Consider the following 23865-nt stretch of genomic DNA (forward strand, 5'->3'; position numbering starts at 1 on the left):
GGCTGTTATGTTCACAACATACCGATTGGAATTGCCTGAGCCTGTGACTCTGAATAAGCTGCAAATCCCTGTGTTCACCCATATGTTCCTGCAAAATGTATCTGCCCATAAGGTGCAGGTCGACCCGATTCAAGGGAAGCGGATCAGCGTCACCTATCTATCGTCTTATCCCAGGGAGCAGATTGAGCGGGAGGTTGCTATTTTCCTGGAGCGTTTCACCCCGGAGCATGATGAGGCATCCGCATCATCCGCTGAAATACTGGAGCCTGAGCTGAATATGGTGGAGCTGCATGAGCCGCCGCTGGAGAAGCTGTGCTCCTGCTGCACGCCGGGCAATCAGCGGAATATCTCGGATGACCTGCTGGAGCAGAGATGGCTGACTTTATTGAAGAATCAGGAGCTGGCGTACCATCGTCCGATCATCACTCTGCTGGAGTATTTTGACCAGAGTTATGTGGATTATGTCGGCCGGAGAATCGGGGATTGTCAGCAGCGGCAGTATTCGGTCTTGTTGCCTGCTTCGTTCGCCGAGAAGATGAATTACTTCCATAGCGCACCAATGCATTTGCTGCTGGCTACGCATTTAAGCCATGATCATGAGACGATGAAATCCTTTGCTGCAGATGTATCCGCGAATAACGGGAAGCTGCCGCAGGACTGCGGTCCTTATCTGGAGACGCCTCCCTATATCCTGCAATCTGCACCCTGCTATAAAGTCTATATGGAAATGGAGGATCAGGTGTTTGAGGACAATACCGCTTTTGTACTCAAAGGCCAGTCCTTCCGCAATGAGGGCAAACGTGTATATCTGCTGGAACGGTTGTTGAATTTCACCATGCGGGAATTCGTATTTCTGGGTACTCCCGAATACGTCACCCGGATGCGTGACTTGACATTAGAGTGGACCGTGGAGTGGATGGAAGCGGTAGGGCTGAAAGGCGGGTGTGTCTTAGCCAATGATCCATTCTTCCTGCCGGGTAAGGTGAAGCAGAATTTCAAAGTGCCCAAACATGTCAAATACGAGGTTCGTGCGGATATCCCGTATAAGAACGACACGATTTCGATTGCTTCCTATGACACGCACGGCGATTTTTTTGCAAAGACCTTTAACTTTAGACTGAGGGACAACGCTGAGACATGGTCGGGCTGCATCGGACTTGGCCTGGAACGGGTGGTATGGAGCTTTCTGCAGCAGTACGGTCTACAGAGTGAACACTGGCCTGCGGCTATCCCGGAGAGCGTAAAGTGACTGCTTCCGGCCAAGCAGCATCGGTCTGGATTGCCGAAACGATGGTCTACAGTGTTATGGCCGAGGCTGTGAGCTGGCCTTCCCCCGGATTGGTATCGGCGGTGAGCAACGGATGTCACGCGGATATGGATATTTACACTTTTCTGAGAAGCGCACTCCGCATTCAGCCGTATTACCAGGAAGCTGCGCGCCTGGGCATAGAACAATCCGGGGGCCGAACCGGCAGGGAGGATTTGTTCAGGATGCTCCAGAAGACCGGGCGGCGGGCCGAGGCTGACATGCTAAGGGCTACCGGGGGAGTGAATACCCATAAAGGAACGATCTTCCTGGGACTGATTCTATGCGCGGCTGCCGGAATGACGAGTCAACGTCCATCAGGTTCAGCAGAACCGCAGGAGATATGCCGCTTGGCCGGAAGGCTGGCTGAGTATCCGCTCCGGGCACAATTGGCGGACATTCTGGAGGAGACGCATAATGTAAGCACAGGCGGGCGCGCGTACAGGGAGTGGGGGATTAGAGGGATACGGGGCGAGGTTATAGAAGGATTTCCGTCCATTCTTCAGCAGGGCTTGCCTGCCTTGCGGGAGGCGCTTCAACAAGGAGCGGATTTGCGGACGGCGCTGATCCACTGCTTGCTATCATTGATGGCTGTGGTACAGGATACCACGCTGCTGAACCGCAATTTCGACAGGGCAAGGATTGACTATACTCAGGCGAGTGCATTAGCGGCGTTGGACCGGGGGAGTCTGTTCACCTCTGAAGGCAGAGCCTACATCCGCAACATGGAGGAGGACTTCCGTCTCCGTTCCCTATCTCCCGGCGGATCAGCCGATCTGCTGGCCATGACGCTTGCTTTGCATTTGTGGACTGAGAATCAGGGGGAGGAAAGAGTGTGGCGAACGATTCCGTTGTATCAGCCATCCTTCGTGACCGGGAGCGCCTCCATGAGCTAAGAGAGGCCCGGTATCCGGCAGCAGGCTCGCTGATCCAGATTATGATGAATATTCCGGGGCCGGATAAGAGGCTGGCTGTTGCCTATGAACTATTCGAGCTCTGTATGGAGGCTTTACAGGAAGCTCTGGTGGTTACAGCTTATAAGATACTTGCGCTGGAGCGGATCGGGCTGGCGCTTGGTCCGGTTGCTTATCTTCAGGTATCTGCGGATGCGGCGGCATTGAAGCTATTCTGTCTGTCCTTTGAAGGGGAGCATCCGCTTAGCGCTTATTGGGATATGGATATTTATGATTCATCGGGAAAAGCAATGGGCAGGCATGAGCTGGGGGCTCCTTCACGCCGCTGTTATCTGTGCGGCCAGCCTGCTAAAGTGTGCGGATTCCTGCAGCGTCATTCGCCAGAGGAATTAATTGGACGTATGGCTGCTGATCTGGCGGCAAGGAAGGCAGTCACATGAATCTTTTCCGAAACTTAAAGGTGCCCCGGCCGGTGTTTGCCATTTGTCTGAACACACTGGTTACCCATCTTGGCTTCTACGCTATGACGGCGATATTAACGGTCTATCTGTCTCAGGTCAAAGGACTGCCGCTGTCGGTTACCGCTGTAGTTACCATGATCTTCACGGTGTCTTACCGCAGTGCGAGATTCCTTACCGGACCCCTGCTGGACAACATGGACCCGTTCAAATGCATGTGGTTCGGCTGCCTGCTAACAGGGGTCTCCATCGCTATGGTAGATTTCTGGCAGTCTCCGGTGTTGATTACTATACAGCTTATCATTGCCGGGATCGGCTACTCTGTCCGAGGCTTATCCTCCAAGGCTTCTTTATCCTTCGTGGGGAGTAAGGATGGTAATGCCCTGTTTTATTTTGCGAATTCCAATATGTATACGAACGGTGCAGCCATTGCCGGGCCCTTAATCGGCTCCTTTCTGCTGACTAGCTCCTTGAAAAGCTTCACGTTGACCTTCGTTGGAGGGTTTTATGTGTTAGGTGCCATCCTGCTCAATATCTTCCCGCCCGGGTGTAGTCTGATGGGCCAGGAACGGAAGCCGGTAAGCTTCTGGAAAGGCTATCAGACCGTTCTGCTCGATAAAAGCTTCCGTAAGGTGCTGCTGTTCAATATGATCGGCTGCTTCTTCTTCACCCAATTGTTCAATTCCTTTCCTTATTTAATCGGCACTTATTACAATGCACCGGAAAGGCTGGGGAGTCTGCTGATGCTGAACGGAATCCTCGTGGTGGTGCTGCAGATTCCGGTCGGGCGCTGGATGAATACCGCGTTGTCAGGCCAGCGTGAGGGATACCGGCTGATGCTGGCGTTTCTGCTATTCGGCATTTCTTTCTCAATGAATGCGATCATCGGCTCAATCTGGGGCTACTACGTATTCGTCGCGTTGTTCACCCTTGCAGAAATATTATTCATCCCCACGATAGATGCGTATGTCTCTAACGCTGCCCACCCGGATCTGCGTATCACATATTTCAGTGTCATCGGATTGTCCACAGCCCTTGGAGAAGGAATCGGTGTATATACCGGGCTGCAATTCATACATATGTGGAGCATCTACGGAAAGCTGTCCTATTTCTGGTTGTCCCTGGCTCTTCTGTCTGGACTGTCTCTTGTACTATACGTAATGCTAAACCGGTCACCTGTTCATCACAAGGAGGAGGAGAAACTATGGCGGTATTAATTCTGAATCAGAGGAGGCGGGCCTTCGCTCCTTATCTGACCTGGCTGGAGGATCTGGATGAAGAAGTATACCTGTATACTTCGCCGGCATATGGTGAGATAACGGAACCCTTTGCCCTTGTGCAGGTGTTCGACAACTGGGTGAGCAATGACCGGGTAGAGATCGATGCGTTACGATTGTATGAGGAACATCCTTACCGTCTGATCATCGCTCTCGATGAGAGTGATCTGATTCGTGCGGCCCGGCTGCGTGAACGGCTGCACCTGCCTGGTCAACAGCTGGAGAGTGCAGTGGCTTACAGGGATAAGGCGGTGATGAAAAGCTTAGTCAGCCCGCAGGTATCCTGCCCGGCATTCCGCAGACTGGCTTCACCGCTTCACTTGTATGATTTTGTGCTGGAGCACGGCTTGCCGGTTGTAGTTAAACCGGTGGACGGCATGGGCTCCATGAATACGGACATTATACGGACCCGGGAGCAATTGAACGATGTATGGGAACGCGGCCTCGGCAGCGGCTTAATGGTTGAAGCCTACGTAGAGGGAGAAATGTATGAGATCGATGGGCTCATGATGGGCCAGGAGATCCGTTTCGCTTCTGTGGGCAAATATTCCTGCAAGCCGCTGGAGATTCTCCAGCAGGATTGCTTCGTGGAATTGCTCAGCCCCGGCTGCGCGGTGTATGAGCGGCTGGTTCATGAAGTTCAGCAGGTCATTGAAGCCTTGCCCTCACCGGGAGTTTCGACCTTTCATTGTGAAATGTTCCATACCCCGGAGGATGAATGGGTATTCTGTGAAATTGCCAGCCGGACCGCAGGCGGGCGGATCAGTGAGTCGATCAGCGCTATGTATGACGTTGATCTGAACCGGGAGTGGGTCCGGGGGCAATGCGGACTGCCGCTGAAGCTGCCGGTGCCAAGGCCGTCACAGGTAGCGGGGGTATATCTAATGCCGAAACGCCCGGGAACGGTAGAGACCATTCCGCAGACGCTGCCCTTTGAATGGGTGGAGGAATATGTTCCCCGCGTTAGAGCAGGCGAACAGCTGGACGCGGCTCATTCCAGCGTGGATGCCGTGATGACTGTAATCATCGTTGGCGAGAATTCGGCATCGCTGCAAGCCAGGCTGTCACAGCTGCTGCGGTATCTGGAGCAAGAAGTGCAAATTCTGCCCGCCTATAAGGAGGATACAACCAATGAAGCACCTGTTACTAGTTGAAAGCAATGAGTCTATCGCAGGTATCCAGGCCTGCAAGGAGATGGGGTACACCGTAACGTTGCTGACCCAGAATATTCAGCATTACCTGAAGGGCCAGCCGCTGGAGTCCCACCCGCTCCGGTTGGTAGATTACATTCATGAAGTGGACACCTTTAATGAAGAAGCAGTGGTTGACTTTGTCAAAGCGTACCATCAAGCGAACCCTTTGACCGGAGTGATGTCTTTTGCGGAATTCTACGTGGTTCAGGCAACGGCTGCTGCGCATGCGATTGGTGTGCCGACCATGCAGCCGCTGGCGGCCAAGAATGCCCGGAATAAATATAAATCCAGAGAAATCTGCGTTCAGAGCGGCGTTCCGGTTCCCCGTTCACTGCTCGCAGGCAGTATAGAGGAAGCTTGCCGGCATGCCCATTCCATGGGTTATCCCTGTATCGTTAAGCCGTGTGACGGGGCTATGAGTATTGGGGTGGTCTTTGTCAACAATGAGCGAGAGCTGCGGCAGGCTTACGACAGCTATGTGAACAACCGGAATTTTGGGCGTAATCTCTATGGAAGTACGGATGTGCTCATTGAGGAATATGCAGCCGGACCTCTGGTCAGTGTGGAGATGGTCACTTATCAAGGGCAGGATCACCTGATCGGGATTACGGACCGCCGTCTGGTTGGATTTCCCTATTTTGTAGAGACTGGCGCCAGCTTTCCGGTTCGGTTAAGCCATGAGGCGGAGATCGTGGAGGTGGTCCGCCGGGGACTGCATGCGCTTGGGGTTGACTTTGGCCCCACACATACAGAGGTTGCTCTCACTCCTGAAGGTCCCAAGATTATTGAATTTAATCCGCGGATGGTAGGCGGGCCTGTTCCGGAGATGATTAAATACGCAACCGGCATTGACCTGCCGCGTGAAGTGCTTCGTATGCATATGGGGGAGGCCCCGGAGTTGACGCCGAGCGTCACGCGTGGTGCTGCTTCACGGGAATTCTGTTCGCCGGTTGACGGCAGGCTGATCGAGGTTACGGGGCTTAAGGAATTAGAGGGGCGTGCGGACATTCTGCGATCGCATTTCATTGCTGCCGGGCGCGAGGTGTTCTTTCCGAGATCTAATTTTGACTGGATTGGCCGAGTGATGGTTGGAGGGGACGATGCAGAGCAGGCTGAGCAGAAGTGCAGTGAAATCCAGAATACGATCGGCTTGCACATTGCAGCCAGACCTATAAGCTGAGGAGGCCTTGAGCATGTTATATCTGAATACCACAAACCTGGAGCAGATGAATCTTCCCTGGGCACTGTGCATGGATACGATACGGAGTGCTGTCCAAGTGATGGCAGCGCACGAATTCTCCCAGCCGATTAAACCCTATCTGCTCTTTGATAAAGATCCAAGCAGCCGGATTATTGCCATGCCCGCTTATGTGGGCGGAGAGATTGGGATGGCAGGCATCAAGTGGATCGCCAGTTTTCCCGGTAACCATGGCAGGCAGCTTCCCCGTGCCCACTCGGTTACGATACTGAATGATTCCGGCAGCGGGAAGCCGGTGGCTATCATCAACAGTCCGCTTATCTCCGGGATTCGTACAGCTTCAGTCAGTGGGCTGATGATCCAGGAATACGAGAAGGTACACCCTTTTGCCGGTAAAATGATTGCTGGTATTGTCGGGTTCGGACCGATCGGTCAGCTCCATCTGTCGATGCTGAATCAGCTGCTCGGGGACCGGCTGGAGGAGGTTCGGATCTTTGATCCGAATCCGGGTGCTCTGGATCATATCCCGGAAGAGCTTGGGACAAGGGTGCGGCCTGTGGATTCCTGGAAGGAAGCCTACGAAGGGGCTGATCTGTTCATCACCTGTACAATTTCCAGCTCTGGTTATATTGACCGCAAGCCCAAAGAACAGAGTCTGCTGCTGAACGTGTCTCTGCGCGATTTCACCCCGGCGATCTTAAGCTACACCTCGGCCATTATTGTCGATGACTGGAATGAAGTGTGCCGTGCGAATACGGATATTGAACATATGCATAATCAAAGAGGGCTGCGGAAGGAAGACACGGCGTCTATCGTCGAGGTGGTCTGCGGCAACGCGCTGGCGAAATTCCCGAAGGAGGAAGCGGTCATGTTCAATCCGATGGGAATGGCTGCCTTTGATATTGCCATTGGATCACTATATTATCGTGAAGCGCTGAATCGCGGGTATGGTAAGGAGTTAGAGGAGTAGGGGGCAAAATCAGCATATAAAATAGCCGGGCCGGATAAGAGATACTCTTATCCGGCCCGGCTGTGTACTGCCTCATTACAAGGCTACGGATTCTTGCGGTTCTTCTTCTCTTCCGGATCTGGTGCAAGGCCAGGAGCTGACACCTCGGGGTCATTCCCCAGCACGGCGCCTACGACCTCATCTAGCTTATCTGTTTCCGATTGACCGTCCGCCGGACTGGGTTCGCCCTCCGGAATCGGGTGGACGCCTGCGGTGCGTCCGTCAAGCGGAGCTTTTTTATCATCCTTCATCTGTCAGTCTCCCTTCTAAGTGCAGGTTCTGTCTTAGGATGTGTCTGCGGTAACCGTTCTATGTATCGATAACCGCAGCGGAGGCTGATGAACCATACGGCTGGTTAGGATTGGTGGACCACTTCCATACTCTTTTCCAGGGCAGTCTTATAGTAGTGGCATTTATGGTCTATGACTTCCATCGTTTTTCTTAATTCCTCCATCTGCGCTTCTACGGAAGCCTTCCGCTCCAAGAACATGTCGTATCGGCGCTGCAGGGTGGAATCTCCTTCGGAGCACCATTCAATGAAATGCTTAATCTCTTTGATGGGCATCCCGGAGGCCTTCAGGCATTCAATGATCCGCAGGGCCTCCATATCGGAGGGCTTGAATACGCGTTTGCCGCTGGGAGTTCTTTCTATAGAAGGGAGCAGGCCCTCTTTGTCATAATAACGCAGGGTATGCGGGGTCATGTTGAAATGCGCTGCGGCTTCGCTTATGGAATAGGTCTTCATCATCGTTCTCCTGTCCTGGATATTTCGGGCTTGACTTAGAGTTAACTTTAAGGAATATCATAGGCTTTGTAAAGCTTAAAGAATGATGTCTACTATTCTATTGAAAAGAGGTCTCACTATGATACAAGTTAACGCACGCGCTGCATTCAGCCAGGAAGGCCCGTTCAAGCTGACTACGATCGAACGCCGGGAGCTGCTGCCGCAGGATGTTCTGATCGAGATTAAATACGCCGGTATTTGCCATTCCGATATTCATACCGTCCGCCGGGAGTGGGGACCGGTGAAATATCCGCTGGTTCCGGGGCATGAAATTGCAGGTATTGTCAGCCAGATCGGTTCTGGAGTGACGAAATATGCAGTTGGCGACCGTGTCGGGGTAGGCTGTATGGTCGATTCCTGCGGAGAGTGCAGCAGCTGCCGGCAAGGCGAGGAGCAATATTGCCTGGAGGGGAACACGGGAACCTATGGAGCGACTGACCGCCACGGGCACTATACGCAAGGCGGATATTCCACGCATATCGTTGTCACTGAAGACTTCGTGGTGCGGATTCCCGACAGCCTCCCGCTTGACGCTGCTGCACCGCTGTTGTGTGCCGGAATCACCACTTACTCACCACTGCGCCACTGGGGAGCTGCTCCCGGCAAAAAGGTAGCTGTAGTGGGTCTCGGCGGGCTAGGGCATATGGCAGTGAAAATTGCTCATGCCATGGGGGCTGAGGTTACGGTGTTATCCCAATCCCTGAAGAAGAAGGAAGACGGCCTGCAATTGGGCGCAGATCATTATTATGCCACCAGTGATCCGGAGACATTCAAGCAGCTGGCCGGTTCCTTCGACCTGATCATTAATACGGTCAGTGCGCAGGTGAATATCAATGCCTTCCTGTCACTCCTGGCGCTGGACGGGACCTTAGTGAATGTCGGTGCACCTGCTGATCCGTTGGCTGTTAATGCCTTCTCGCTGATCGGACACCGCCGTTCCTTTGCCGGTTCGATGATCGGGGGAATCCGCGAGACACAGGAGATGCTTGACTTCTGCGCTGAACATCAGATTGCTTCCGAGATCGAAGTGATTTCGGCTGACCAGATTGATGAAGCCTGGGAACGTGTGCTGGCCTCGGATGTGCGTTACCGGTTTGTGATTGATATCAGCACGATGGGGAAGGCCTAAGTCTTTAGAGGAGCAAGATTCTTAATCTATATTGTTTGAAAAACAGCCTGCAGGAATGGAACTACTCCATTCCCGCAGGCTGTTGATATTTCTGCCTAGCTTCTCCTACGAGAAGCTATATAATCGCACCCCGTGCGGAGGCACGGTGGTCTGCAGCACGCCGCCGCTAAGCTCAGCAGGCGTCTGGCTCCACAGCTCCGTACCTGCGGCCACGCCGCCGAGGCCAATCTCTTCGAGGTTCAGGTCAACCGGCAGCGGGCTGTTGCTGGTATTGAAGACGGCAGCATACCGGGTGCCGTCGTCATGAGCAGCGGTCCAGACGATCAGCTCATCGTGGTGAAGGGCTTCCCTGGCGCCATGGCTCTCGCGCTGCATGCGCAGCACCTCGCGGTTGGTGAGCAGCGACAGGGTCCAGTCGTCATTGTCCCGCAGCTCGCCGCCGAAGATCAGCGGCGAACGGAAAATACTCCACAGCGACATCATCGTCAGCTGCTCGTCCCGGGTGAAGCGGGTCCAGCGGTCATCTCCGCCGCCGTCAACGGAGCGGACGCCGATGTGGCCGAGCGGCAGCATGTCGCAATCCGGCCAGGAGCCGGCCTGCGGGACGCCCTGCCAGCTGCGGCAGCGGCTGAACATGTCCAGCAGCAGCTCCCAGCGGTCCCAGAAATCATCCGTGATGCGCCACATGTTGGCATGCTCGGTGAAATGTTGTGCATATTCTACCGGAGCAGGGCCGGGGGAGAGACTCAGGACCATGGGGCGGCCGCAGTTCTCGATTGCCCGGGAGATCAGGGTAATCTCCGGCTGATGGGTATCGTATAGTCTGGAAGCGGCGATGTCATCCACCTTGACCAGATCGACGCCCCACTGCGCGTACAGTTCAAAGAGTGAATTATAGTAGGCCTGAGCGCCTTCCTTGGAAGCGTCGACACCGTACATATCAGTATTCCATGGACAGATGGAGTTCGTGTGCGCGATCTCGCGGGCAGTTGCCTCCGTCCCCAGAATCGCGGTGCCTGCATGGGCGGCCTGACGCGGAATGCCGCGCATAATATGAATACCGAACTTCAGTCCCAGGCTGTGGACATAGTCAGCCAGCGGCTTGAAGCCCTGACCGCCCGCTGCCGAAGGGAAGCGGTTCTCGGCTGGCATCAGCCGGGAGTATTCATCCATGATTAGAGGGACGAAGGGGCGGTACAGAGAGGACACGGCACCAGGCTCATACCACTGGATATCAACGGTGATATAGCTCCAGCCGTAGTCTTTGAGATGCTCGGCCATATATTCCGCATTACCGCGGATTTCCGCTTCGGTTACGGCTGCGCCGTAGCAGTCCCAGCTATTCCAGCCCAGCGGGGGGACAGGTGCTGCAAGCTTATGATTCATTGTGTAATCTCCTTATCAGATGGATTATTGCTCCTCATAAGTCCATCATAATCAAGGAGAAATCCAATATCTATAGTAATGTTGCAAGTGGAATAGCACTATATTGCGCTTAATCAAAAAAGAGCTGGCGGTAGATCAGGCTCTCGCCCCCGCTGCGGAAATCGCCTGGTGTCAGTCCGGTCAGGCTGCGGAAGGCCTTGATAAAGTAGCTTCCGCTGGAATAGCCGATCTGCTGTGCAATAGCTTCAATGCTTAAGCTCGTCCCCCGGAGCAGCTCCATCGCCTTCTCCGTTCGGACCCGGGTCAGATAAGCGCCGGGTGTCAGGCCGGTGCTGGCCGAGAAACGGCGGATGAGATGATATTTGGACAGGGAGACATGCTCCGACAATTGGTCGATGCTGATCATCTGCGGGTAATGCTGCTCGATGAATGCAGCGGCGCGCTTAATATTCTCTGACCATTTGTCCCTGTCGCGCAGCGTAGCTGTCTGCATTCGGGTCAATTCGGTCATGAATTGATAGACGCTGGATGAGGCGATCAGCGGATCGGAGATTCTGCCCGCTCCGGCATCCATTACAATCATCCGCGCCAGCCGGACAGGGGCACAATCTGCGGGCAGCCGGGGCACCTCGCCCGCTTCGCGCAGGAATCTGCGCCAGTGGGGCAGGATCAGGCTTGGGCGCAGCAGGAGGAACAGGAACTCCCAGGGCTCTGCCGCATCCGGCGGATAGTAATATCGGTGAGGTCCCGGGATTTCCGCCAGCAGAGCCTGTCCGGCCCGGACCCGGTAGGTCCGGTTCTCTGACTCGAACACGCCCTCACCGGAGAGCGTGTACTGGAACAGCAGCAGCGGGCCGTCGCTGCGCTCCATCCCGTCCCAGCGGTATGCGGGATCGGAGACGGAATCATAACCGGCTGCGAACAATACGCACAGCTGCAGCTCCTTATCTTCGGCAAAGCGAAAGCCATAGGTCCCTCTGGGGATGTCCATTGAGATCCTCCTTTTCTCAACAATTACTTAATATCTTAACATATCATTGAAAATATAAAGCGCCTTTGCTACTGTTACGAATAGAAACGAGAGAAGGAAGGTTATGGAATGTCCCAGATGCAAACGTACCAGCCGGCAGCTAATCATGTCAGACTCATCGGACGGACCCACTGGATGGGAGAGGTGCTGTGGCTGGCTCTTTCCGGGAGCGGGGTGGAATTCTCATTCTACGGCCGGGCGGCCCGGATCACTCTGCAAGGCGATGATATTGCTGCAACCGGCAACAATCTGGCCCGGATTGGAATCAGTGTTAACGGCCAGCAGGTGATAGACGATCAGGTGGATCAGCTACGCAAAACGTATACAGTGTTCGAAAGCGACACCGGGCAAGAGGTTACTGTAAGAATAACGAAGCTGTCTGAAGCAGCCATGTCAACGGTTGGCATTGCGGAGATTGCGGTGCAGGCTGAGGAAGGAATTAAGCCGACTCCATCTCCGCAGCATACGATCGAATTCATCGGCGATTCCATTACCTGCGGGTATGGTGTGGATGATGAAGAAGCTTTGCATACCTTTTCTACGGCTACAGAAAATGTAACGAAGGCTTATGCCTACCTGAGTGCAGAGCAGCTTGGTGCGGATTACAGTATGGTGTGTTACAGCGGATACGGCATTATTACCGGCTATACAGAAAATGATCAGAAGCTCACCACGCATCTTCTGCCCGATTACTACGAGAAGGTAGGCAAGTCTGAAGGGAGGTTCGGCGGCAGTCTGCTGCCTCAGGAGATAGCTTGGGATTTCAGCAGATTCACGCCGGAGCTGATCGTTATTAATCTGGGGACCAACGACGATTCGTACACGAAGGATGACCCTGCCAAGCAGGCGGATTATGCAGAGAACTATGTCGCTTTTCTACAAATGGTCAGACGGAATAATCCCGATTCGACCATTCTGTGTACGCTCGGGATCATGGGGGACAGGCTGTATCCTATCCTGGAGCAGGCGGTGGACCGCTATGCCCGGGAAACCGGCGACAGCAGAATCTCGGTGATGAAATTCGAGGTGCAGCTAGAGGCGGACGGCCACGCTGTCGATTATCATCCTTCGCAGGTGACGCATCGCAAAGCGGCGGATAGACTGGCGTCAGAGATCAGGAAGCTGATGAAGTGGTGATATGAGCGGATTAAGGCTAGCGAGTTGGGGAAGCGGGCTGGCTGGTGAAGAAATGGAGCGGGTAGTCCAGTGGTGATTGCACTAGGTGCAATAGAAATTCATAAAATACCACTAAAAATAGTCCCTATTGTATTTAGTACAGTAGAATACTGGAGAGAGGCCCAATATGGGCAAAATCTCTAAATTCTGCTGTACATAATACAGTAGAAAGGCTAGAAGGGTAGTTTTATAGCTCGATCTAATGTACAAAGTACAATAGGCACATACGACTCAGCACTCCAACTACCGTCCCTCATCACCGGTGAATTCCCTTCTCACGCACAAACCTCTCCAGCACCCCGAACTCCTCTGTCACCTTGGTGAACGGCAGGGCGGCAAGGACCTGCTCCCGGTACGGGTTACGGGCTCCGGCCGCCAGGCGGGAATCCAGGATGCTGAGTACACCGAGGTCTGTCTCGCTGCGGATCAGGCGCCCGGTACCTTGTCTTAAGCGCAGCAGCATGTCCGGCACGTAGACCTCCATGAGCGGATTCTTCGCCTGCGCAGCCTTGTATTCGTAGACAGGATCAGCCGGAACCGGGAACGGCAGCCGGAAGACGATCAGATGCGACAGATCTGCACCCTCGATATTCACGCCTTCCCAGAACACGCCGGTACTCAGCAGCACGCCCTTACTCGCCCGGAACTCAGCGATCACCCCGTCCTGCGACGAGCCTTCCCGCTGCATATGCAGCGCCCAGTTCAGCTTCTCCGCACTCAGCTTCTTGTGAATGTACTTCATATCCTCTTTGGCCGAAAAAAGCACCAGGGTCCGCCCGTCCGTTACATTGCATAGCCGCAGCAGCTCCTTATACGCCGCTTCCAGATAAGCCTCCCGGTTGTTGTGGTTATAGTAAGGAACGTCCTTGGCAATATACATCATCGTGTGGTTGTCATAATCGAACGGTGAAGCTTGACGCTCCATATACTCCCCCCTGTAGCCCAGCGAACGGGACAGATAAGCGTATTGCTCCTCCAGCGTACCGCCGGACTGGCTGAGGGTGGCGGAGGTCAGGATGACAGAGGTCTTGCCGCTAAATAGACTGTATTTCAGGAATTGGCTGATCCCCTTGGGGCAGATGCTGACGGTAGCTTCTCCCCGGGGCTGGCTGGCCCAGAGCAGATAGTTGTCCTCCGTCCCGGCCAGCACCTGGAAGAGGTCAATCATTCCGTTAACCGCTTCAAAGGTGTTGTCAATCTCCCGCTCATGCCGGGAGGTCAGGACCGAGAGACTGAGGCGGAACTCCTGCAAAATCTGCACAGCCTGCTGCAGCGGGACTCCGGTAATCGCCGATACTTTAATCCGGTCAGTGTCCTGCTTGGCCGTGTGCAGCAGGTCTGCTTCTATCTGTCTGAATAACTCTTTGGCACAGCGACGGACGAATTGGCAGGACTTCATCAGGCTGCGGTCCGCCGACTGCTTGAACAGAAGCTGCAAGGCATCCTCCAGCACCCGGGAGATCTGCCGGAAGGTGAATTCAAGCGTCTGGGCATCCCGGACCTTGGCCTCAAGATTATGCGCTTCATCTATAATGATCAGCGCAGGCCGCTCTGTGATCAGGCCCTTGGTCCCTTCCTTTTTCTTGATCAGGTCTCGGATCAGCAGGTCCTGGTTCACGATGATGATATCCATCTCGCCCGGGGCGGCATTGATCTTGGCCCGCATGTCATAGAAGGTGCAGGTGTGCTTGTAGTGGCAGTGCTCGAACTTACAATCTGTCACACACACGTTAGACCATAAGGCATCACTGACTCCACCCTTCAGATCTGCCCGCTCGTTGATTTCTGCATTCAGGATACGTTCTGCCATTACCGTGAGCGGGGAGCCGGACTCGCCGGACGGGAACAGGTCCGCTGCCCGGTACCGGCAGGCATATTGCCCCATGCCCTTGCCGACTACAGAGCGGACCATGGAGAAGCCGAGCCGGCTGCCGATGAACCGCAGATCCTTATGGATCTGTTCGGAGAGCTGGATGGACGAGGTGGCGATAATGACCGGCTGCCGGGAGAGCTGGTTGATGAGTAGGCCGGGAATCAGGTAGGCGAAGGATTTGCCGATACCGACTCCGGCTTCAATCATGGCATTGCGGCCATGGACATAAGCGTCGGCAATATCCAGCGACATATCCTGCTGGCCGAGCCGTTCGGTGAGACCGAGCCGTTTGAACCGGTCGTACATGCGGAAGATGGCATTGACCAGGGCAGGCTCGGCGTTTTTGGCCGGCTCCTGCTTCTGTAATTTGTAGAGATCATTTAACCAGTTGATAACGACCGCCCCTTTTCCTGAAATATAAGGTTTTATAGGTTTCACATTATAAATGTTCCTTCTATTTCTCGCTGAAACAGTGCCATCCCTAAAAGGACAGCAAAGCTGTTTCCACTTGTCAATGTTAGTCTTGTCCTGCATGATATACGGCAGAGGTTGTTATTATCTTAGATGGCGGGCGAACAGTCAAGGGTAAAGGGTAAATCTGTCTTCTAGATCCTGGAAGTCTGTCCCTTGCAGGCGGGAGCGGGGCTACATTCGATCGGAAGGTCCATATCTATTATAATGAGGGCATAGTCTGCGTACTGATCACGAAGGGAGAGAGAACATATGAGCGAACGTCTGCCTTGTCAGACCCCGGGCTGCACGGGAAGCATTCTTCCTGCAACCGCACTGAAGACCGGAGGTATCTGTATGCCCTGCCAGCAGCGGAAGCTTGCAGAGGAGAGACAAGCTTATATTGAGCAGAACCGTAAAGAGGTGAACAGGTACGCCGGTATCCATGATCCGGTTGAAATTCTCACCATGCTGCACAGCCCGCGGAAGCCTGATCCGCTGATCAAGGAAGTCCCCTACCCCCGGACCGCACAGGAGCTGTATCACGGACTGACGGAGGAAGAGAGAGGGCGGATGGAGAGCTACGCCGTTCATTTATTAGAAGAAGAGGATATAGACCAGGCGGAGACGGTGCTGGTGTCACTCCTCTGCTTCACGGATACACGGCTTGGGCCGGGTCTGGAAATGCTGCTCCGCACAGGGAATTATGCGCCCGCGATCCTCTTCAAGGGTGCTGACGCGCAGGTCAGGAACCGGCTCATAGCTCAGGTGGAGTCCGATTTGGCTAACCGTAATCTGCTGCTGCTGGCGCTGGCCTGGATTGGCGATGAAGAGGTGGTCAGGCTGTTCGCGGCATGGCGGCAGTCCCCGCCGGAGTGGGCGTCAGGGTTATATATAGCTCCCGAGATGTATGCCCGTGAAGCGGGCTGGGAGCTGGATGCCGGAGGCGGCAAAAGGCAGCTGTATCATCCTGAATGTTACCCCTTCCTGGTAAGCAGGGAAGACACTCTGGAAGCGCCCGGTGCTCCGGCGGCTGTTCAAATGCTCCAGGCAGGAACGCACGCCTGTCCTTGGTGCGGAGGTGCGCTAACCGTTTTATTTGATTACGATTTGCAGCATCCGCAGGTTAGGTTCATGGAGCTTCCCGGCAAGCGACTAAGAATTGCAGCCTGTATGCACTGCAACTGTTATGGCACTGTATATATGAAGGCTGATCTGGAGGGCGGGTATGCATGGAGTGAATATAATGTTGTTCCTGGATATCTGCCTGACAATACTGGAGGAGCATTGGCATTCAACACGTGGCATGTAATGCAGCTGTCGGAACAGCCGGCAGGTACTTATGAGAGTGCATACTGGGTTCTGGAGGCACCGGCCTCGCAGATCGGAGGTCATCCGGCCTGGATTCAGGATGCGGACTATCCGGCCTGTCCCTGCTGCGCACAGACGATGACTTTTGCGGCGCAGGCGGATATGGGCCAGGTGGCGGAGGACGAGGGAATTTATTATGCTTTTCTGTGCCGGGAGTGCCTGATTACAGCGGTGAATTACCAGCAGACCTGAGTTTCGTTATTTGAAATTTTGGGTATATAAGCTATATTTTCGAAATATAAACGCAAGGCATGCTACAACCTGGAAAGCGAGGGTTCTCATGGATTTTCCAGTCAATATCCTGCTTGTAGACGATCATCCCGAGAACCTGCTTGCCCTTGAGGCCGTTCTCCGCGGAGAGCCTTACCGGTTGTTTCGGGCCTATTCCGGGATTGAAGCTTTACGTTGTCTGCTGGAGGAGGAATTCGCCGTCATTGTGATGGATGTGCAAATGCCGGATATGGACGGGCTGGAGACGGCGCGCCTTATCCGTACCCGGGAGAAGAATCATGTGGTGCCGATTATTTTCATGTCCGCTAACAGTACGACGATGGAGGATATCTTCGCAGGTTACTCTGTGGGTGCGATGGATTACATGACGAAGCCCTTCGTCCCGCAGCTGTTCAAGTCCAAGATTGAGGGCTATGTCAGCATGTATGAAGCGAATAAGACGCTGCAGCTCCAGAGCGAAATGCTGAAGCAGCAGGCGCGGCAGCTGGAGAAGACGAATCAGGAGCTTCGGGAAGCGAAGGAAGCGGCAGAAGTTGCCTCCAAGGTGAAATCTGAATTCCTGGCGATGATGAGCCATGAAATCCGCACGCCGCTGAACGGGATCATCGGGATGTCTGATCTGCTGCTGGCCTCGGATCTGCCGGAGGAATATTGTGAGATGGCGGGGATTATCCATACAAGCAGTAATGCCCTTCTGTCGGTGATCAATCCCATTCTCGATTATTCCAAGCTGGAATCCGGGAAGCTGGTGGTGGAAGAGGCGCCGTTCTCCCTGCAAGACTGCCTGAGCGAGACGGTTGCCCTGTTCACCGCGAGGACCCGTGAGCGGAAGCTCGATATGGTGGTGGAGATTGATCCTGCTGTGCCGCCTGATCTGGTGGGAGATGTGAACCGCCTTCGCCAGGTGCTGAATAATCTCGTAGGCAATGCCGTGAAGTTCACCCATGCAGGCAGTGTATACATAATGGTTAACAAGCTGGAGGGACTGGCAGAGAAGCTTACACTTGAATTCACAATCAGAGACACAGGAATCGGGATTCCCCCGGATAAAATCGGCGAGCTGTTCCAGCCCTTCTCCCAGCTCGATGCCTCTACCACACGCAGGTTCGAAGGCACGGGGCTTGGTTTATCGATCAGCAAAGCTCTGGTGGAGCTGATGGGCGGAAGCATCCGGGTAGAGCCATCGGAGGAGCCCGGGGCTACGTTTGTTTTTACAATTGTCGTTCGTGAGCATCTTGGATTGGAGCAAAAATACGTGCTGAATAAGGGGCAGGGTTGATACTATGAGCGATGACAACCAAATCAAAGAAAACCAGGGCGATGGAATAGACGCCGGTGAACTGCTGAGCGCCTTGATGGCGATGAAGAAGGGCAATTTCTCCCACCGGATGCCGTATGACCGGACGGGAATCGCCGGTAAGGTAGCGGATACGTTCAACGAGATTATGGAGATTCAGGAGAGCCTGGTGAACGAGGTTCAGACGGTGGCCAGAGTGGTCGGCAAGGAAGGGAACCTGTCCAGACGGTTCGTGCAAAAGAATCTGGGCGGGTCCTGGGAGACGGTGACCGATTCCTTGAACGGACTGGTGATTGACCTGATTCAGCCGACCAGCGAGATGGTCCGGGTCATTAATGCCGTAGCCAAGGGCGATCTGTCCCAGCAGGTGGAGCTGGCGATTGAAGGACGGCCGCTTACGGGCGAGTTCCAGCGAACGGCAAGCAATATCAATATGATGGTCAATCAGCTCAGCACGTTCGCCTCCGAGGTTACACGTGTAGCGCGTGAGGTGGGTACCGAAGGTATTTTGGGCGGACAGGCTGATGTGAAGGGGGTCTCCGGCACCTGGAAGGATCTGACCGACAGCGTCAATTACATGGCGACGAATCTTACGGATCAGGTGCGCAACATCGCAGCGGTGACAACGGCGGTAGCAAACGGCGATCTGTCGAAGCAGATTACGGTCAACGCGCGCGGCGAAATCATGGAGCTGAAGAATACGATCAACACAATGGTGGACCAGCTCTCCATGTTCGCCTCTGAGGTGACCCGGGTGGCGCGCGAGGTCGGGACCGAAGGCAAGCTCGGCGGACAGGCCGATGTGAAGGATGTCTCCGGCACCTGGCGGGATTTGACCGAGAGCGTCAACTATATGGCGTCCAACCTTACGAATCAAGTACGGAACATCGCGGTGGTGACCACGGCGGTGGCCAACGGCGATCTGTCGAAGAAGATTACCGCTGATGTGCAGGGCGAAATTCTGGAGCTGAAGAACACGATCAACATCATGGTGGATCAGTTATCGACCTTTGCTTCCGAGGTGACCCGGATGGCGCGTGAGGTGGGTACGGAAGGGATTCTCGGCGGGCAGGCTGATGTGAAGGGCGTGTCCGGCACCTGGCGGGATTTGACCGAAAGCGTCAACTATATGGCGTCCAACTTAACGAATCAGGTGCGCAATATCGCGGAAGTGACCACGGCGGTAGCCAAGGGCGACCTGTCGAAGACGATTACCGTCGATGCGAAGGGCGAGATTCTGGAGCTGAAAAGCACCATTAACATCATGGTGGACCAGCTCAGCAATTTCGCCTCCGAGGTCACGCGTGTGGCGCGCGAGGTATCTACAGAAGGAATTCTCGGCGGACAGGCCGATGTGAAGGGAGTCTCCGGAACCTGGAAGGATCTGACCGACAGCGTGAACTTCATGGCGGGTACGCTGACGGATCAGGTGCGCAATATCGCTGAAGTGACAACTGCCGTGGCGAAGGGGGATCTGTCGAAGCAGATTACGGTGAATGCGACCGGCGAGATTCTGGAGCTGAAGAACACCATTAACACCATGGTGGAGCAGCTGTCGATCTTCGCCTCCGAGGTGACGCGCGTGGCGCGTGAGGTCGGCACTGAAGGCATGCTGGGCGGACAGGCGCAGGTGAAGGGCGTAGCCGGGACCTGGCGCGATTTGACCGAGAGCGTGAACTATATGGCGTCCAACCTGACGAATCAGGTGCGTAACATCGCGGTCGTAACGACAGCGGTGGCGAACGGGGACCTGTCCAAGAAAATCACTGCGGATGTGCAAGGCGAAATTCTGGAGCTGAAGAATACGATCAATACGATGGTCGACCAGCTCTCCATGTTCTCCTCCGAGGTGACGCGTGTAGCGCGCGAGGTCGGTACAGACGGCAAGCTCGGCGGCCAGGCGCAGGTGAAGGGGGTCGGCGGCACCTGGAAGGACTTGACCGAAGGCGTAAATAACATGGCCCGCAATCTGACGGACCAGGTGCGTAATATTGCAGATGTGACCACGGCGGTAGCCAAGGGCGATCTGTCCAAGAAGATCACCGTAGACGTCAAGGGCGAGATTCTGGAGCTGAAAAATACGATCAACACGATGGTGGATCAGCTCTCCATCTTCGCCTCCGAGGTGACGCGTGTAGCGCGCGAGGTGGGTACGGACGGCAAGCTGGGCGCGCAGGCCGAGGTGAAGGATGTGTCCGGCACCTGGAAGGATCTGACCGATACCGTCAACTTCATGGCGAGCAACCTGACGATTCAGATGCGCAATATTGCCGGTGTAACCACGGCGGTAGCGAACGGGGATCTGTCCAAGAAGATTACGGTGGATGTCAAAGGCGAATTGCTTGAGCTGAAGAACACGATCAATACGATGGTGGATCAGCTGAATTCGTTCGCCTCTGAGGTAACGCGTGTAGCGAGCGAGGTCGGCACGGACGGTAAGCTGGGCGGACAAGCCCAGGTGCGCGGTGTCGGGGGCATCTGGAAGGATCTGACCGACAACGTGAATATTATGGCTACCAATCTGACCGATCAGGTGCGGGGAATCGCCAAGGTCGTGACGGCAGTGGCAAACGGTAACCTGAAGCAGAAGCTGACGGTGGAGGCCAAGGGCGAGATTGCCGAGCTGACGGATACGATTAATAACATGATCGAGACGCTGGCCACCTTCGCTGATCAGGTCACTACCGTGGCCCGCGAGGTTGGAGCCGAAGGGAAGCTGGGCGGTCAGGCCAGTGTGCCGGGGGCCGCGGGTACCTGGCGTGATCTGACGGACAACGTCAATTACATGGCGAGTACGCTGACCACACAGGTGCGGGCCATCACCAATGTGGCTACCGCAGTGACCAACGGCGATCTGTCACGGGCGATTGATGTGTCCGCCTCCGGGGAGGTTGCCACGCTCAAGGATAACATTAACGAGATGATCCGTAATCTGAAGGAGACGACCCGCATCAACACCGAGCAGGACTGGCTGAAGACCAATCTGGCCAAGTTCTCGCGGATGCTCCAGGGGCAGCGCGATCTGTATGCGGTCAGCCGGATGATCCTGTCCGAGCTGGCTCCGCTGGTATCGATGCAGCATGGCGTCTTCTACATTAATGAACCCTCGGGCGGGGAAGCGGTGCTGAAGCTGTTCGCCAGCTATGCTTATCAGAACCGCAAGCATCTGGCGAATGAATTCCGGGCGGGGCAGGGGCTGGTCGGCCAGTGCCTGATTGAGAAGCAACGGATTCTGCTGACCAATGTTCCGGGCGACTATGTGATGATCTCGTCCGCGCTGGGCGAAGCAACGCCGCTTAATATCATTCTGCTGCCGATCATCTTCGAGGATCAGGTGCTGGCGATTCTGGAGCTGGCGACCTTCCGGCCTTATAGCGATATCGACATCGCCTTCCTGGATCAGCTTACGGAATCCATCGGCAGTGTAATCAACACGATGCAGGCGAACCAGCGTACGGAGGAGCTGCTGATCCAGTCCCAATCGCTCACCGAGGAGCTGCAGAAGCAGCAGCTGGAGCTGCGGAGCACGAATGACGAGCTGGAGGATAAGGCGAAGCTGCTCGTACTCCAGAAGGCGGAGGTGGAGAGCAAGAACCATGAGGTGGAGGTGGCCAAGCGTTACCTGGAGGAGAAGGCGGAGCAGCTTGCCCTTACCTCCAAGTACAAATCCGAATTCCTGGCTAACATGTCCCATGAGCTGCGCACGCCGCTCAATTCCTTGCTGCTTCTGGCAGAACAGCTGGCCGAGAATCCGGATGAGAATCTGCATGAGCTGCAGGTGAAGTTCGCCAAGACAATTCAGGATTCCGGGCTGGAACTGCTGAACCTGATTAATGATATCCTCGATCTGTCCAAAATCGAATCCGGCACGATCACGCCGGATTTCAGCGAAGTCTCGCTGGCGGAGCTGACGGACGGGCTGGACCGTACTTTCCGCCATATGGTGGATGCTAAGAAGCTCGACTACCGGATCAAGATTGATCCCGGTGTACCGGCCAGCATCGCCACGGATTCCAAGCGTCTGCTGCAAATCCTGAAGAACCTGCTGTCGAACGCCTTCAAATTCACCGAGCAGGGGCAGATTATGCTGCAGATCCGCAAAGCGGCTGACGGGTGGCACCCGGATAAGGAGTCGCTTGAGCGGGCCACCACCGTAATCTGCTTCTCGGTAAGTGATACGGGAATCGGCATTCCGGCGGAGAAGCAGCAGATTATCTTCGAAGCGTTCCAGCAGGCGGACGGCAGTACGAACCGGGAATACGGCGGAACGGGTCTCGGGCTTGCCATCTCCCGCGAGATCGCCGAGATGCTCGGCGGAGAGATTAGCCTGTACAGCGAAGTGGGCAAGGGAAGCGTATTTAACCTGTACCTGCCGACAGATGCGGAATTCACTGAACATGAGCCTCCGAAGGCTCATGTTCCGGAGGTCATTGACATTACCCCGGCCAAACGCAGAAGCAGCCTTGTCAAGCCGGAAGAGGAGCCCTTCGCGGATGACCGCGATGGGATTGAACCGGGAGACCGGGTGTTCCTGATCGTTGAGGATGACCAGAAGTTCAACGAGATCATTCTGGGGATGCTCCACAAAAAAGGAATCAAAGCGGTTATCGCCACCAGCGGCTGGGATGTCCTGGAGCTGGTTCAGAAATACCAGCCGTCGGCCATCACGCTGGATCTGCATCTTGGCGGAGATACGGACGGCTGGCTGGTGCTTCAGCAGCTCAAGAACGATATCGGGGTGCGGCATATTCCGGTCTGCGTAATGACCGTGGATGAAGACGAGGTGCAGCTGCTGCAGAAGGGGGCTTACGACTACTTCCGCAAGCCCGTGACCAATGAGGAGCTGGAGAATGCGCTGGACCGGCTGAACCGGTTCGCGGATCACACCACGGCTAATCTGCTGGTCGCCGTCCAGGATGAACAGGAGCGCAAGCATATAGCCGAGCTGCTGGACAATCCGGATCTTACACTCACCGCCGTAGAGACCGGGCGCAAAGCCTTGAACCAGTTGAACAGCAAGACGTTCGATGCGATCGTGCTGGACAGCAGCCTGGCAGACATGAATCTGATCCGCTTCCTCCGGGAGATGTACAAGAACGCCAGGAACAAAAGAATCCCCGTGCTGGTGCAGATGAACCGGAAGCTGACGCCGGAGGAAGAAACCGAATGGGATGAGCTGGCCAAGATGGCGGTGCTCAAAGAGGTGAAATCGGATGCCCAGCTGATTGATGAATCCACCCTCGCCCTGCACCGCAAGGCAGAGGATCTGCCGCCGCTCTCCAGAGACAAGCTGGTGAAGCTGTATCAATCGGATGAGATGATCGAGTATAAAAAGGTGCTTGTCGTGGATGATGATATCCGCAACATCTTTGCGCTTACCTCCATTCTGGAGCGCCATCAGATGAAGGTGATCCCTGCGGAGAACGGCCAGGATGCGATCACGCTGCTGGAGCAGACGCCGGATATCGGAATTGTCCTGATGGACATCATGATGCCGGGAATGGACGGCTACGAGACAACCCGGGCGATCCGGGAGAAGCCGGAGTGGAGGGACCTCCCGATTCTTGCGCTTACTGCCAAGGCGATGAAAGGGGACCGGGAGCTGTGCCTGGAAGCAGGCTGCTCGGATTATATTACCAAGCCGGTGAACAGCGGACAGCTGTTATCGATGATGCGTACCTGGCTGGACGAATAGAGCAGGACGATTAGTACGGACCCTGAAACAGGTGCATGGAACAGGAACAGGAGCCAACCCCTTAGCCGCGATGATGCGGTTAGGGCTG

At 55.0% G+C, this 23865-nt stretch carries 17 protein-coding genes; 12 read left to right on the top strand and 5 right to left on the bottom strand.

The features are described 5' to 3' along the window. Positions 1 to 7: 7 nt before the first annotated feature. From MKY12_RS05790 to MKY12_RS05820, 7 genes are read left to right on the top strand one after another with little or no spacing between them, the layout of a single operon-like run. Positions 8 to 1249 carry a hypothetical protein gene (locus tag MKY12_RS05790; RefSeq protein ID WP_339313165.1) on the top strand — a complete coding sequence of 414 codons (1242 nt, stop codon included), beginning with the start codon at positions 8 to 10 and terminating at the stop codon, positions 1247 to 1249. Beyond that, complete coding sequence (locus MKY12_RS05795) at positions 1246 to 2202, top strand: triphosphoribosyl-dephospho-CoA synthase (RefSeq protein ID WP_339313166.1); 957 nt, start codon at positions 1246 to 1248, stop codon at positions 2200 to 2202. The genes MKY12_RS05790 and MKY12_RS05795 overlap by 4 nt, the downstream gene beginning before the upstream one ends. Further along, the gene (citX, locus tag MKY12_RS05800; RefSeq protein ID WP_339313167.1) at positions 2142 to 2660 is read left to right on the top strand and encodes a citrate lyase holo-[acyl-carrier protein] synthase; all 519 of its coding nucleotides are present in this window, start codon (positions 2142 to 2144) and stop codon (positions 2658 to 2660) included. The genes MKY12_RS05795 and citX overlap by 61 nt, the downstream gene beginning before the upstream one ends. Beyond that, positions 2657 to 3895 (top strand): MFS transporter, encoded by a 1239-nt coding sequence (locus MKY12_RS05805; RefSeq protein ID WP_339313168.1) that lies wholly within the window; start codon positions 2657 to 2659, stop codon positions 3893 to 3895. The genes citX and MKY12_RS05805 overlap by 4 nt, the downstream gene beginning before the upstream one ends. Next, on the top strand, positions 3883 to 5109 hold the full coding sequence (locus tag MKY12_RS05810) for an ATP-grasp domain-containing protein (protein ID WP_339313169.1): 1227 nt from the start codon (positions 3883 to 3885) through the stop codon (positions 5107 to 5109). Before MKY12_RS05805 ends, MKY12_RS05810 begins: the two co-directional genes overlap by 13 nt. Continuing rightward, positions 5087 to 6328 carry an ATP-grasp domain-containing protein gene (locus MKY12_RS05815; RefSeq protein ID WP_339313170.1) on the top strand — a complete coding sequence of 414 codons (1242 nt, stop codon included), beginning with the start codon at positions 5087 to 5089 and terminating at the stop codon, positions 6326 to 6328. Before MKY12_RS05810 ends, MKY12_RS05815 begins: the two co-directional genes overlap by 23 nt. 13 nt (positions 6329 to 6341) lie before the next feature. Beyond that, on the top strand, positions 6342 to 7316 hold the full coding sequence (locus MKY12_RS05820) for a 2,3-diaminopropionate biosynthesis protein SbnB (protein WP_339313171.1): 975 nt from the start codon (positions 6342 to 6344) through the stop codon (positions 7314 to 7316). A gap of 83 nt (positions 7317 to 7399) precedes the next feature. Here the strand turns inward: MKY12_RS05820 and MKY12_RS05825 are convergent, their stop codons facing one another. Beyond that, the gene (locus MKY12_RS05825) at positions 7400 to 7606 is read right to left on the bottom strand and encodes a hypothetical protein (RefSeq protein ID WP_339313172.1); all 207 of its coding nucleotides are present in this window, start codon (positions 7604 to 7606) and stop codon (positions 7400 to 7402) included. A 104-nt stretch (positions 7607 to 7710) separates the two neighbouring features. Next, positions 7711 to 8100, bottom strand: coding sequence for a MerR family transcriptional regulator (locus MKY12_RS05830; RefSeq protein WP_036723871.1), 390 nt, complete (start codon positions 8098 to 8100; stop codon positions 7711 to 7713). Positions 8101 to 8218: 118 nt separating this feature from the next. Here MKY12_RS05830 and MKY12_RS05835 point away from each other — a divergent pair, with 118 nt between their 5' ends. Next, on the top strand, positions 8219 to 9268 hold the full coding sequence (locus MKY12_RS05835) for an NAD(P)-dependent alcohol dehydrogenase (RefSeq protein WP_339313173.1): 1050 nt from the start codon (positions 8219 to 8221) through the stop codon (positions 9266 to 9268). Positions 9269 to 9373: 105 nt separating this feature from the next. On the opposite strand, the gene MKY12_RS05840 is transcribed toward MKY12_RS05835, so the two are convergent. Next, positions 9374 to 10654, bottom strand: a complete 1281-nt coding sequence (locus MKY12_RS05840) for a glycoside hydrolase family 27 protein (protein ID WP_339313174.1) — start codon at positions 10652 to 10654, stop codon at positions 9374 to 9376. A 109-nt stretch (positions 10655 to 10763) separates the two neighbouring features. Continuing rightward, positions 10764 to 11645 carry an AraC family transcriptional regulator gene (locus MKY12_RS05845; RefSeq protein ID WP_076076568.1) on the bottom strand — a complete coding sequence of 294 codons (882 nt, stop codon included), beginning with the start codon at positions 11643 to 11645 and terminating at the stop codon, positions 10764 to 10766. A 108-nt stretch (positions 11646 to 11753) separates the two neighbouring features. Here MKY12_RS05845 and MKY12_RS05850 point away from each other — a divergent pair, with 108 nt between their 5' ends. After that, positions 11754 to 12821 carry an SGNH/GDSL hydrolase family protein gene (locus MKY12_RS05850; protein ID WP_339254605.1) on the top strand — a complete coding sequence of 356 codons (1068 nt, stop codon included), beginning with the start codon at positions 11754 to 11756 and terminating at the stop codon, positions 12819 to 12821. Between the two features lie 295 nt (positions 12822 to 13116). On the opposite strand, the gene MKY12_RS05855 is transcribed toward MKY12_RS05850, so the two are convergent. Continuing rightward, a complete protein-coding gene (locus tag MKY12_RS05855) occupies positions 13117 to 15171 on the bottom strand; it encodes an ATP-dependent DNA helicase (RefSeq protein WP_339254607.1) in 2055 nt (684 codons plus the stop codon). A 285-nt stretch (positions 15172 to 15456) separates the two neighbouring features. Between MKY12_RS05855 and MKY12_RS05860 the strand changes: the two genes are divergently transcribed. The 3 genes from MKY12_RS05860 (at position 15457) to MKY12_RS05870 (ending at position 23777) form a co-directional block, all read left to right on the top strand. After that, positions 15457 to 16746: a DUF1963 domain-containing protein gene (locus MKY12_RS05860; RefSeq protein ID WP_339254609.1), complete on the top strand. Its 1290-nt coding sequence runs from the start codon at positions 15457 to 15459 to the stop codon at positions 16744 to 16746. 88 nt (positions 16747 to 16834) lie between these two features. Continuing rightward, positions 16835 to 18064, top strand: a complete 1230-nt coding sequence (locus tag MKY12_RS05865) for an ATP-binding protein (RefSeq protein ID WP_339254611.1) — start codon at positions 16835 to 16837, stop codon at positions 18062 to 18064. Positions 18065 to 18068: 4 nt separating this feature from the next. After that, a complete protein-coding gene (locus tag MKY12_RS05870; RefSeq protein WP_339254613.1) occupies positions 18069 to 23777 on the top strand; it encodes a HAMP domain-containing protein in 5709 nt (1902 codons plus the stop codon). Positions 23778 to 23865 lie beyond the last annotated feature (88 nt).

The organism is Paenibacillus sp. FSL M7-0896 (assembly GCF_037975415.1).
GTDB lineage: Bacteria > Bacillota > Bacilli > Paenibacillales > Paenibacillaceae > Paenibacillus_AQ > Paenibacillus_AQ silagei.

Coding starts and splice junctions, on each gene's coding strand:
- MKY12_RS05790 (WP_339313165.1), top strand. CDS start 8: ATGTTCACAACATACCGATTGGAATTGCCTGAGCCTGTGACTCTGAAT.
- MKY12_RS05805 (WP_339313168.1), top strand. CDS start 2,657: ATGAATCTTTTCCGAAACTTAAAGGTGCCCCGGCCGGTGTTTGCCATT.
- MKY12_RS05810 (WP_339313169.1), top strand. CDS start 3,883: ATGGCGGTATTAATTCTGAATCAGAGGAGGCGGGCCTTCGCTCCTTAT.
- MKY12_RS05815 (WP_339313170.1), top strand. CDS start 5,087: ATGAAGCACCTGTTACTAGTTGAAAGCAATGAGTCTATCGCAGGTATC.
- MKY12_RS05820 (WP_339313171.1), top strand. CDS start 6,342: ATGTTATATCTGAATACCACAAACCTGGAGCAGATGAATCTTCCCTGG.
- MKY12_RS05825 (WP_339313172.1), bottom strand. CDS start 7,606: ATGAAGGATGATAAAAAAGCTCCGCTTGACGGACGCACCGCAGGCGTC.
- MKY12_RS05830 (WP_036723871.1), bottom strand. CDS start 8,100: ATGAAGACCTATTCCATAAGCGAAGCCGCAGCGCATTTCAACATGACC.
- MKY12_RS05835 (WP_339313173.1), top strand. CDS start 8,219: ATGATACAAGTTAACGCACGCGCTGCATTCAGCCAGGAAGGCCCGTTC.
- MKY12_RS05840 (WP_339313174.1), bottom strand. CDS start 10,654: ATGAATCATAAGCTTGCAGCACCTGTCCCCCCGCTGGGCTGGAATAGC.
- MKY12_RS05845 (WP_076076568.1), bottom strand. CDS start 11,645: ATGGACATCCCCAGAGGGACCTATGGCTTTCGCTTTGCCGAAGATAAG.
- MKY12_RS05850 (WP_339254605.1), top strand. CDS start 11,754: ATGTCCCAGATGCAAACGTACCAGCCGGCAGCTAATCATGTCAGACTC.
- MKY12_RS05860 (WP_339254609.1), top strand. CDS start 15,457: ATGAGCGAACGTCTGCCTTGTCAGACCCCGGGCTGCACGGGAAGCATT.
- MKY12_RS05865 (WP_339254611.1), top strand. CDS start 16,835: ATGGATTTTCCAGTCAATATCCTGCTTGTAGACGATCATCCCGAGAAC.
- MKY12_RS05870 (WP_339254613.1), top strand. CDS start 18,069: ATGAGCGATGACAACCAAATCAAAGAAAACCAGGGCGATGGAATAGAC.